Source organism: Microcella sp., from assembly GCF_030645145.1.
In the GTDB taxonomy this organism is placed as follows: Bacteria; Actinomycetota; Actinomycetes; order Actinomycetales; family Microbacteriaceae; genus Microcella.
Map to the genome: position 1 here is coordinate 1 of NZ_JAUSMI010000173.1, position 4,406 is coordinate 4,406.

General features: G+C 67.5%; 4 protein-coding genes. All 4 read right to left on the reverse strand.

Features of this window, described 5'->3' with window-relative positions:
* Positions 1-180: 180 nt before the first annotated feature.
* The 4 genes from fusA to Q7T15_RS12090 all read right to left on the reverse strand — a co-directional run bounded on the left by fusA (position 181) and on the right by Q7T15_RS12090 (position 4,329).
* On the reverse strand, positions 181-2,295 hold the full coding sequence (gene fusA, locus Q7T15_RS12075; RefSeq protein ID WP_304696512.1) for an elongation factor G: 2,115 nt from the start codon (positions 2,293-2,295) through the stop codon (positions 181-183).
* 84 nt (positions 2,296-2,379) lie between these two features.
* The gene (rpsG, locus tag Q7T15_RS12080; RefSeq protein ID WP_055857268.1) at positions 2,380-2,850 is read right to left on the reverse strand and encodes a 30S ribosomal protein S7; all 471 of its coding nucleotides are present in this window, start codon (positions 2,848-2,850) and stop codon (positions 2,380-2,382) included.
* Positions 2,850-3,224 (reverse strand): 30S ribosomal protein S12, encoded by a 375-nt coding sequence (rpsL, locus tag Q7T15_RS12085; protein ID WP_055857271.1) that lies wholly within the window; start codon positions 3,222-3,224, stop codon positions 2,850-2,852. Before rpsL ends, rpsG begins: the two co-directional genes overlap by 1 nt.
* A gap of 292 nt (positions 3,225-3,516) precedes the next feature.
* Positions 3,517-4,329, reverse strand: coding sequence for a hypothetical protein (locus tag Q7T15_RS12090; RefSeq protein WP_304696513.1), 813 nt, complete (start codon positions 4,327-4,329; stop codon positions 3,517-3,519).
* Positions 4,330-4,406 lie beyond the last annotated feature (77 nt).

The window sequence follows — 4,406 nt, forward strand, 5'->3', positions numbered from 1 at the left end:
CGTGGTCGACGTGACCGATCGTTCCGATGTTGACGTGCGGCTTGGTCCGCTCGAACTTGGCCTTACCCACTGTGGGTCCTCCTCAGGACTCGGTTGCAGGCATCCATGGTCTCGGATGCTCTGCGGTTTGGTGTGTGTTTATCGTAGCGAGGCTCGGGGAGCCCCACCCAGGTCGAGTGCTTACTCGCCCTTGGTCTTCTGGACGATCTCGTCGGCGACAGCCTTCGGGACCTCCGCGTAGCTGTCGAACGTCATCGAGTAGACAGCGCGACCCGAGGTCTTCGACCGCAGGTCTCCGACGTACCCGAACATCTCCGACAGCGGGACGAGCGCGCGGACGACCTTGACGCCCGTCGCGTCCTCCATCGACTGGATCTGCCCACGACGGGAGTTCAGGTCGCCGATGACGTCGCCCATGTACTCCTCGGGGGTGCGCACCTCGACCGCCATGAGCGGCTCGAGGAGCACGGGGCTCGCCTTGCGAGCGGCCTCCTTGAAGGCCATCGAGCCGGCGATCTTGAACGCCATCTCCGAGGAGTCGACGTCGTGCGCCGCGCCGTCGAGGAGCGTCGCCTTGACGCCCACCGTCGGGAAGCCGGCGAGCACGCCGACCTGCATCGCGTCCTGGATGCCCGCGTCGACCGAGGGGATGTACTCGCGAGGAACGCGACCACCGGAGGTGGCGTTGACGAACTCGTAGCTCGTCTCGGGCGTGACCTCCATCGGCTCGAGCGAGATCTGGACCTTCGCGAACTGACCCGACCCACCGGTCTGCTTCTTGTGGGTGTAGTCGTACTTCTCGATGGTCTTCTTGATCGTCTCGCGGTAGGCCACCTGCGGCTTGCCGACGTTGGCCTCGACGTTGAACTCGCGCTTCATGCGGTCGACCAGGATGTCGAGGTGCAGCTCGCCCATGCCCTTGATGACGGTCTGACCCGTCTCCTGGTTCTGCTCGGTGCGGAACGTCGGGTCTTCCTCGGCGAGCTTCTGGATGGCCGTGCCGAGCTTCTCCTGGTCGGCCTTCGTCTTGGGCTCGATGGCGACCTCGATGACCGGCTCGGGGAACGTCATCGACTCGAGAACGACCTGGTTGTTCGGGTCGCACAGCGTGTCGCCCGTGGTGGTGTCCTTGAGACCGATGACGGCGTAGATGTGACCGGCGGTCACGCTCTCGACGGGGTTCTCCTTGTTGGCGTGCATCTGGAAGATCTTGCCGATGCGCTCCTTCTTGCCCTTGGTCGAGTTGATGACCTGGGCGCCGGAGTCGATCTTGCCCGAGTAGACGCGCACGTAGGTCAGGCGACCGAAGAACGGGTGCACGGCGACCTTGAACGCGAGAGCGGCGAACGGCTCGTTCGCGTCGGGGCGACGCTCGATCTCCTTCTCTTCATCGCGCGGGTCGTGCGCGATGGTCGGAGGCACCTCGAGCGGGCTCGGCAGGTAGTCGACGACCGCGTCGAGCATCGGCTGCACGCCGCGGTTCTTGAACGCCGAGCCGCAGAGAACGGGGTAGATCTCGGAGGCGATGGTGAGCTTGCGGATCGCGGCCTTGATCTCGGCCACGGTGAGCTCTTCGCCGCCGAAGTACTTCTCCATGAGCGCGTCGTCGGTCTCGGCGACGACCTCGAGCAGCGCGGTGCGGTACTCGTTGGCCTTGTCGACGAGGTCGGCCGGGATGGGCTCGATGTCGTACTTCGCACCCATCTCGACGTCACCCTTGGCGTCACCGCGCCACGTGAGCGCGCGCATCTCGACCAGGTCGACGACGCCCTCGAAGGTGCTCTCGAAGCCGATGGGTAGCTGGAGGACGAGCGGCTTCGCGCCGAGGCGCTTGATGATCGTCTCGACGGTGAAGTAGAAGTCGGCACCGAGCTTGTCCATCTTGTTGACGAAGCAGATGCGCGGAACGTCGTACTTGTCGGCCTGACGCCAGACGGTCTCGGACTGGGGCTCGACGCCCTCCTTGCCGTCGAAGACGGCGACGGCGCCATCGAGGACGCGGAGCGAACGCTCGACCTCGACCGTGAAGTCGACGTGACCGGGGGTGTCGATGATGTTGATCTGGTGCTTGTTCCAGAAGCACGTCGTCGCGGCCGACGTGATCGTGATGCCGCGCTCCTGCTCCTGAGCCATCCAGTCCATGGTCGAGGCGCCGTCGTGCGTCTCACCGATCTTGTGGTTGACGCCCGTGTAGAACAGGATGCGCTCGGTCGTCGTGGTCTTACCGGCGTCGATGTGCGCCATGATGCCGATGTTGCGGACCTTGGTCAGGTCGGTGAGCACGTCAAGTGCCACGGGGGGTTCCTCCGGTTCGGTAAAGAGTGCGAGTGCGGGCGGGGGCGAGGGACGAGCCCTCGGCCCCCGCTCGCAGAGCTGGTGCTACCAGCGGTAGTGCGCGAACGCCTTGTTCGACTCGGCCATCTTGTGGGTGTCTTCGCGGCGCTTGACCGCGGCACCGAGGCCGTTCGAGGCGTCGAGGATCTCGTTCATCAGACGCTCGGTCATCGTCTTCTCGCGACGAGCCTTCGCGTACGAGGTCAGCCAGCGCAGCGCGAGCGTGTTCGCGCGGTGCGGCTTGACCTCGACGGGCACCTGATAGGTCGAGCCACCGACGCGGCGGCTGCGGACCTCGAGAGTCGGGCGCACGTTGTCGAGCGCCTTCTTCAGGGTGACCACGGCATCCTGGCCGTTCTTGGCGGCAACGCCCTCGAGAGCGCCGTAGACGATGCGCTCGGCGAGGCCCTTCTTGCCGTCGAGGAGGATCTTGTTGACGAGCTGGCTGACGATCGGTGCGCCGTAGACGGGGTCTGCGACGACGGGGCGCTTCGGCGCCGGTCCCTTACGAGGCATTACTTCTTGTCCATCTTCGCTCCGTAGCGGCTGCGCGCTTGCTTCCGGTTCTTGACCGCCTGGGTGTCGAGCGCGCCGCGCACGATCTTGTAGCGCACGCCGGGGAGGTCCTTAACGCGACCGCCGCGGACGAGCACCATCGAGTGCTCCTGCAGGTTGTGGCCCTCACCGGGGATGTAGGCCGTGACCTCGGTACCGTTCGAGAGCTTCACGCGCGCCACCTTGCGGAGCGCCGAGTTCGGCTTCTTGGGCGTGGTCGTGTACACGCGAGTGCACACGCCGCGCTGCTGCGGGTTGGCCTTGAGGGCGGGCGCCTTGGTCTTGACGACCTTCGGCGTGCGACCCTTGCGGACCAGCTGCTGAATAGTGGGCAAAGTTGCTCCTTGGAAATGCTGCACGGTGACAGCGGTTGCGGTTTGTCTTCCCCGTCTTGGCCAGCGGCGGTGACGGGCTCACGCGAGATCCGACGATGATCGCGAGCGATCGGTGGCGGACATGCCGTGGGGGTGTGTCTTCTGCGCGGTTCGGCCCGGGGCCGGGTGCGCTCTCATCAGTGACCCTCGTGCGGATGCTCCGCCTCGCGCCGCCCAGGCCGCTCTCGCGGCACAGCACAAGCGCGTGCGAATGCACACACGCAGTCAAGAATAGACGCGGGGGCCGCAGGGGTCAAACGGCGGGGGTCGCGGCGCCCTCTCGCGAGGCGGTCTCTCGGGCGGCGGACTCGCGTGTGGCCGTCTCGCGGGCGGCCGCGAGCTCGCGCTCGTACTCCGCGCGCGCCTCGGAGTTGCGGGCCTTCGCCGCGCGCCCGTGGCGGGCCACGAGCCCGCCCACCCAGATCGGCACCTCGCGCGCGGCGATCGCCGCGGCCCAGCCGAGCGGGTTCGTGATCTGCAGCAGCAGGAACCGCTGGATGTCGGCGGGGTTCGCGTCGAGCGCCTCGGCGCTCAGAACGGTCGACCCGATGAAGACGACATAGACGAGCGCGGCGACGAGGAAGCCGCCCAGCACGTGCGCCCACCAGCCGGCGCGATTGACGATGAGGACCAGCAGAACGTAGCCGATCACGAAGGCGACGACGGGCATCCAGAAGCTGGGCGTGGCCGCGAAGGCCTGCACCTGCTGCGCGAGGCCGGGGCCGCCCGTGCCGAGGCCGATGAAGATGAAGAGCGTCGCGAGGAGCGCGTACAGGATCGCGAAGACGAGGCTCGAGGCGAGAGCGACGCCGACGCCGAGGCCGCGGGAGCCGCGGCGGCGCGGGGGCTGCACGTAGACGACGCGCTCGGGCCGGGGGTGGTCCGTCTGCTGCGGCACGGGCGCGGCGACGGCCGGCTCCGACGGATGCACGGGCTCGGGCTGGTCGACCGGCTCGGGATGCTCCGCGGGGGCCGCCGGTCCCTCGGGGGCCGCCGGCCGATGGTGATCGGTCTCGGCGGCCTCCGGGGTGGAAGCCTGGTCGTCGGTGCGGTCGTGCTCGGTCATCGTCGGCCCTTCGTCGTCAGCGCGATCCTTTCACGCTACGGCGACGGGCTGGCACTCGGCTCGGCGCTGGGCGCCGC